This is a genomic window from Phenylobacterium sp., from assembly GCF_036263695.1.
Taxonomy (GTDB): domain Bacteria; phylum Pseudomonadota; class Alphaproteobacteria; order Caulobacterales; family Caulobacteraceae; genus Phenylobacterium.
The window spans coordinates 1-5382 of the sequence record NZ_DATAGM010000122.1; the positions used below are offsets into that span (position 1 = coordinate 1).

8 protein-coding genes are annotated in these 5382 nt (G+C 68.0%); 5 read left to right on the forward strand and 3 right to left on the reverse strand.

Going from position 1 to position 5382, the window contains the following annotated elements; all coding sequences use genetic code 11:
• The 3 genes from VHK87_RS04855 to VHK87_RS04865 form a co-directional block, all read left to right on the forward strand.
• On the forward strand, positions 1 to 449 hold a 449-nt coding region (locus tag VHK87_RS04855; RefSeq protein WP_414694110.1), incomplete at its 5' end, for a polysaccharide biosynthesis/export family protein.
• A 202-nt stretch (positions 450 to 651) separates the two neighbouring features.
• Entirely contained in the window at positions 652 to 954 is a 303-nt protein-coding gene (locus VHK87_RS04860) for a metalloregulator ArsR/SmtB family transcription factor (protein ID WP_329633767.1), read from the forward strand.
• Positions 954 to 1418, forward strand: a complete 465-nt coding sequence (locus VHK87_RS04865) for an SRPBCC domain-containing protein (RefSeq protein ID WP_329633768.1) — start codon at positions 954 to 956, stop codon at positions 1416 to 1418. The genes VHK87_RS04860 and VHK87_RS04865 overlap by 1 nt, the downstream gene beginning before the upstream one ends.
• 1 nt (position 1419) lies before the next feature.
• On the opposite strand, the gene VHK87_RS04870 is transcribed toward VHK87_RS04865, so the two are convergent.
• Entirely contained in the window at positions 1420 to 1689 is a 270-nt protein-coding gene (locus VHK87_RS04870; RefSeq protein ID WP_329633769.1) for a sel1 repeat family protein, read from the reverse strand.
• 158 nt (positions 1690 to 1847) lie between these two features.
• Positions 1848 to 2576: a glutathione S-transferase N-terminal domain-containing protein gene (locus VHK87_RS04875; protein ID WP_329633770.1), complete on the reverse strand. Its 729-nt coding sequence runs from the start codon at positions 2574 to 2576 to the stop codon at positions 1848 to 1850.
• A 176-nt stretch (positions 2577 to 2752) separates the two neighbouring features.
• Here VHK87_RS04875 and VHK87_RS04880 point away from each other — a divergent pair, with 176 nt between their 5' ends.
• Positions 2753 to 3178: an RcnB family protein gene (locus VHK87_RS04880; RefSeq protein WP_329633771.1), complete on the forward strand. Its 426-nt coding sequence runs from the start codon at positions 2753 to 2755 to the stop codon at positions 3176 to 3178.
• A gap of 173 nt (positions 3179 to 3351) precedes the next feature.
• Here the strand turns inward: VHK87_RS04880 and gatB are convergent, their stop codons facing one another.
• Positions 3352 to 4848: an Asp-tRNA(Asn)/Glu-tRNA(Gln) amidotransferase subunit GatB gene (gene gatB, locus VHK87_RS04885; protein ID WP_329633772.1), complete on the reverse strand. Its 1497-nt coding sequence runs from the start codon at positions 4846 to 4848 to the stop codon at positions 3352 to 3354.
• 111 nt (positions 4849 to 4959) lie between these two features.
• Here gatB and VHK87_RS04890 point away from each other — a divergent pair, with 111 nt between their 5' ends.
• The gene (locus tag VHK87_RS04890) at positions 4960 to 5274 is read left to right on the forward strand and encodes a hypothetical protein (RefSeq protein WP_329633773.1); all 315 of its coding nucleotides are present in this window, start codon (positions 4960 to 4962) and stop codon (positions 5272 to 5274) included.
• Positions 5275 to 5382 lie beyond the last annotated feature (108 nt).

Here is a 5382-nt window from a genome sequence, read left to right on the forward strand (position 1 = left end):
GCACCATCGGCGACCTGGAGGCCGACCTCTCCGCGGCCTATTCCAGCCAGCTGCGTCGCCCCGAGGTGAATGTCGCCGCCAAGGCCGCGCCGCTGAAGGTCTTCGTGGGCGGCGAGGTGGGCAACCCGGGCATCCTCGACATGGCCGGCGATTCCGACGCCCTGCGCGCGGTCATCCAAGCCGGCGACTTCAAGCCAAGCGCCAACCGCCGAAAGGTGTTCATCATCCGCCGGGGCCCGGACGGCCGCGGCATGGTCCGCAGCGTCGACCTCGGCCGGGGCCTGAACACCAACGGCGCCGACCTCGTGCCCCTCCGACGCTTCGACATCGTCTATGTGCCGAGAAGCGGCGTCGCGCAGGCGGGCCTGTTCGTCCAGCAGTACTTCCGCGACCTCTCGCCCATCCAGTTCGGCTTCAACTACGCCCTCGGTGACCAGGCGGTGAACTGAGGCTCCTTCCCTCCCCTTCATAGGGAGGGTGGCCCGGAGCGAAGCGACGGGACGGGTGGGGAAGTGAGGGTCCTCATGAGCGCTGGCCGAACAGGGCCTGTTGCGCACGCCACTCCTCCACCCCGGTCGGCTTCGCCGACTCGACCCTCCCCATGAAGCGGAGGGAAATTGACGCATCGCCCGTCTCGCGGCAAAGTAAGTCATGGCTTACGCGAACGCCCTCGCCGTCCTCGCCGACCCCACGCGGCGCAAGGTGCTCGAGCTGCTGGCGGAGAAGCCGCGGACGGTCGGCGAAATCGCGGCCGAGTTGCCGGTGTCCCGGCCCGCCGTCTCCCAGCATTTGAAGGTGCTCAAGGACGCCGACCTGGTGGACCTGCGCCAGGAGGGCGCTCGCCACGTCTACTCCGCCCGCCCCGAACAGCTCGGGGAGTTGCGCAGCTACGTCGACCGCATGTGGCAGGACGTGCTGGCCCAGTACGAGCAGTCCGCGAAGGCAGAAGACTGATGGCGGAGGTCGCCGCCTTTCCGGTCCCGCCGGTCGTGAAGCGGGTGACCGTCGGCCTGGATCAAGCCCAAGCCTTTGAGCGGTTCACCGGCGGCCTCGGGTCCTGGTGGCCGCTGCACTCCCATTCGCGCTCCGGCAAGGCGGCGTCGTGCGCCTTCGAGCCTCGCGTCGGCGGCCGGCTCTACGAACGCACCGAGGACGGCGAGGAGATGGTCTGGGGTCAGGTGGAGATCTGGGAGCCGCCGGCGCGGGTCAGCTTCACCTGGCAGGTCGGGAACGTGCCCCAGGGCCAGCACATCGAGGTGACCTTCACCCCGGCCGGCGTCGGCCGGACCGAGGTCGTGCTCACCCACAGCGGCTGGGAGTCGCTGGGCGAGGAAGCGCTGCGCGGGCGCGAGCGCTACGACAACGGCTGGGAGGCCGTGTTCATCCGCGCCTATGGCGGCACAGCCGCCGTCGGCTAGCTCAGCCCTGGGCCAGCCACTCGCGGGCGGCGCGCTGCGCGTCGGCGATATCTTCGGACGCCATCTCCTGCGACAGCTCCTTGCGATACACTTTGGCCTCGACCGAGCCGCGCATGGCGGCCAGGTTGAACAGCATGTGGGCCGACACGTAATCCAGCGGCGCTCCGCCCTGGCCGGTCGAATAGAGCAGCCCCAGCCGGAACAGCTCGTCGCCGGTGGCTTCCGGCCCTGGCAGCGGCAGGCCTTCAGCCTGTTCCACGCTCATAAGCATCCTAACGTCCCCATTTCCCTGGCCGGCCGCCTGTCGTTCTGAGGACGGACCGGTTTACCCTGACGCTAGGAAAGTCGGCGCATGCTGAAGATATAGTTAAGCCGAACCGGCTGCTGTCTTCATACGGGACGGCATAGTTTTCGTGTGTTTTTCGAGCCTCAGCGGGCGCGTTGGCCGAACAGTATCCGTCGGGCGGCTTCGGCGTCGCGGCCGGCCCCGGCGAGGTCCATGCTGCGCCGAAGGTCCTCGCCCACCTCGATGGACCGCTTCACCGCCTCGCGCTCACCGATCCGCTGGGACCAGGCCTTCACGTTCGGGAACTCGTCCAGGATGATTCCCTGCATCTTCCACGGCCGCACCCACGGCCACGCCGCCATGTCGGCGATGGAGTAGTCGCCGGCCAGGAAGTCGCGCCCGTCCAGCCGCTTATTCAGCACGCCGTAAAGCCGGTGCACCTCGTTGGTGTAGCGGGTCGCGCCGTAGGCGGTGAGCCGCCGGTCGGGCAGCATGGCCGGCGCATAGCCGCGGAAGTGGTGGGCCTGGCCGGCCATGGGGCCCAGGCCCGCCATCTGCCAGAACAGCCACTCCTCCACCTGCACCCGCTCGCGTGCGCTGGCGCCGTAGAACTTGCCGGTCTTGCGGCCCAGGTACTGCAGGATCGCCCCGGATTCGAAGATCGAGATCGGCTGGCCGTCCGGCCCATCTGGATCGACGATGGCCGGCATCCGCCCGTTGGGGCTGATCGCTTGGAAGGCCGGCTCGAACTGGTCTCCCCGGCCGATGTTCACCGGCTTCATCTCGTAGGGCAGCCCCATTTCCTCGCAGGCGATGACGATCTTGTAGCCATTGGGGGTCGGCCAGAAGTGGATCTCGATAGGCGCGGTCATGAGGGTCCTTACGGAGAGCGGCGTTTTGGCGCAGTCAGGCTTAATTGGGGCTTTGGCCCTGCGCCGCAAGCCGTGTTCAGCGCAAGTTCAGGCTCGTGGCGGCAACCTGCGAGCGTGGACGGGCGCTACGCCACTTGCGGGCGCGCCTTTGGGAAGAGTTTGCGTTGAAGCGTTTTGTGTTGACCTTCGCCGCGATCGCGGCGGCCGGACCGCTGATGGTCGCTGCGGGCGAGGCCCTGGCCGACCCCAAGCCCGATCGCGGCGGCGGCCGTGGGCGCGAGGAGCGCCAGGATGACCGCAAACCAGAGCGCCGCTACGAACGCGATGACCGCCGCTACGAGGGCCAGGAGCGACGGATGGAACGGCGCCTGCCGCCGCCGCCGCGCGCCGGCCGCGGCGATCCGCCCGGCCGCTACTCGGCCCCGCCGGGCTGGCGTAGAGGCGCCTACCTGCCCCCAGCCTATCGGGGCGAGCGGATCTACGCCTACGGCCGCCATCGCCTGCGCCCGCCGCCCTCCGGCTACGCCTGGTACCGGGTCGGCGACGACTACCTGCTGACCCAGATGGTGTCGGGGATGGTGGTCGAGGTGGTGCGGGATTAGCCGCCCGCTTCCCCTCCCCTTTCTTTGGGTGGGTGGCGCGGAGCGCAGCGACGCGAGGGGTGGGGGAGTTGCGAACCGCGCGAGCGCAGATCGTCCGGCTCCCTGTTGAACCGATACTCCCCCACCCCGCGATGCTTCGCATCGTCGGCCTCCCCTGAGGGGGAGGAACAACGCTACTCGACGCCCAGCTTGCTCTTCAGCAGCTGGTTGATGACGCCGGGATTCGCCTTGCCCTGGGTCGCCTTCATCATCTGGCCGACGAACCAGCCGATGGCTTGCGGCTTGGCCTTCACCGACTCGGCCTGGCCGGGGTTGGCGGCGATCAGGTCGTCGATGATCTTCTCCAGGGCCCCGGTGTCGGAGACCTGCTGCAGGCCCTGCGCCTCGACGATCTGCCGCGGCGTGCCCTCGCCGGCCCACATCCGCTCCCAGACGTCCTTGGCGATCTTGGAGGAGATCACCCCCTCTTCGATCAGGCCGACCAGCTCGGCGATCGCGCCTGGCCCATGCGGACTCTCGGCGACCTCCAGGCCGCCGGCCGAGAGCTTGGCGGCGAGTTCGTTAGTGACCCAGTTGGCGACCAGCTTGGCGTCGCGGCCCTTGGCGGCGGTCTCAAAGAAGTCGGCGCGGGCCGCATCGCCGACCAGCACCCCGGCGTCGTAGGCCGACAGGCCGTACTGGCTCTGCAGCCGCGCCTTCTTGGCGTCCGGCAGCTCGGGCAGGCTCGCCTCGATCTCCTTCACCCAGGCCGGATCCAGCACCAGCGGCAAGAGGTCGGGGTCGGGGAAGTAGCGGTAGTCGTGCGCCTCTTCCTTGGACCGCATCGAGCGGGTCTCGCCCCGCGTAGGGTCGAACAGCCGGGTCTCCTGGTCGATCTTGCCGCCGTCCTCGAGAATCTCGATCTGCCGGCGCGCCTCGTACTCGATGGCCTGCTGGATGAAGCGGTAGGAGTTGACGTTCTTGATCTCGCAGCGCGTGCCCAGGTGGCTGAAGTCACCGGTCTCACGGAACTTCTCGTAGGCGCCCGGACGGCAGACCGAGACGTTCACGTCGGCCCGCAGGTTGCCCTTCTCCATGTCCCCGTCGCAGGTGCCCAGGTAGACCAGGATCGTCCGCAGCTTCTTCACGTAAGCTGCGGCTTCTTCAGAGCTTCTCATGTCCGGCTTGGAGACGATCTCCATCAGCGCGGTGCCGGACCGGTTGAGGTCCACGTAGGTGAAGTTGGGATCCTGGTCGTGCAGGCTCTTGCCGGCGTCCTGCTCCAGGTGCAGCCGCTCGATGCGCACCGTGAAGGTCGAGCCGTCGTCGCGCTCGACGATCACCTCGCCCTCGCCGACGATCGGCTGCTCGAACTGGCTGATCTGATAGCCCTGCGGCAGGTCCGGATAGAAATAGTTCTTCCGGTCGAACCGGCTCTTCAGGTTGATCTGGGCCTTCAGGCCCAGGCCGGTGCGGACCGCCTGCTCCACGCAGCGGCGATTGATCACCGGCAGCATGCCCGGCATGGCCGCGTCCACCAGGCTGACCTGCTCGTTGGGCCCGGCGCCGAAGCCGACGGCGGCCCCCGAGAACAGCTTGGCGTTGGACGCGACCTGGGCATGCACTTCCAGGCCCAGGACCATTTCCCACGGGCCGGTGCGGCCCTCGATCTGTTTGGCGGTCTCGCTCATGGGCGGGTTCTAGCGCCACCCCCGCCGGCCGGGGAAGCGGAAATGCCCTTGCCTGCCGCAAGGTTCGGTGGACAGTGTTCACTCATCACAAAGTCGTTGGGGACCTGATCTATGAAATTCACTGCCGCTCTCGCCGGCCTCGCCCTGCTGGGCCTTGCCGCGCCTGCCCTCGCCCAGGACGCCGCGCCGGCCGCCGCGCCCGCCGCCGCTGCTTCGGCCAAGCTGTCGGTCGAAACGACGCCGATCGGTGAGATCCTGAAGAACGAGAAGGCCAAGGCCGCGCTCGAGAAGCAGCTGCCCGAAATCACCGCCTATTACGATCAGATCGGCTCCATGACGCTGGCCCAGGTCGCCCCGATGAGCCAGGGCGCCATCGACGACGCCAAGCTGAAGGCGATCCAGGCCGACTTCGACGCGATCAAGTAGGATTTGCGCGTAAGCTGTTGAATTTAAGGGCCGGAGCCAAGCTTCGGCCCTTTTTCATTCCTCTCCCATTCATGGGAGAGGGGTGGAGAGGGGAAGCGGCTCGCCCTC

Coding starts and splice junctions, on each gene's coding strand:
- VHK87_RS04860 (WP_329633767.1), top strand. CDS start 652: ATGGCTTACGCGAACGCCCTCGCCGTCCTCGCCGACCCCACGCGGCGC.
- VHK87_RS04865 (WP_329633768.1), top strand. CDS start 954: ATGGCGGAGGTCGCCGCCTTTCCGGTCCCGCCGGTCGTGAAGCGGGTG.
- VHK87_RS04870 (WP_329633769.1), bottom strand. CDS start 1,689: ATGCTTATGAGCGTGGAACAGGCTGAAGGCCTGCCGCTGCCAGGGCCG.
- VHK87_RS04875 (WP_329633770.1), bottom strand. CDS start 2,576: ATGACCGCGCCTATCGAGATCCACTTCTGGCCGACCCCCAATGGCTAC.
- gatB (WP_329633772.1), bottom strand. CDS start 4,848: ATGAGCGAGACCGCCAAACAGATCGAGGGCCGCACCGGCCCGTGGGAA.
- VHK87_RS04890 (WP_329633773.1), top strand. CDS start 4,960: ATGAAATTCACTGCCGCTCTCGCCGGCCTCGCCCTGCTGGGCCTTGCC.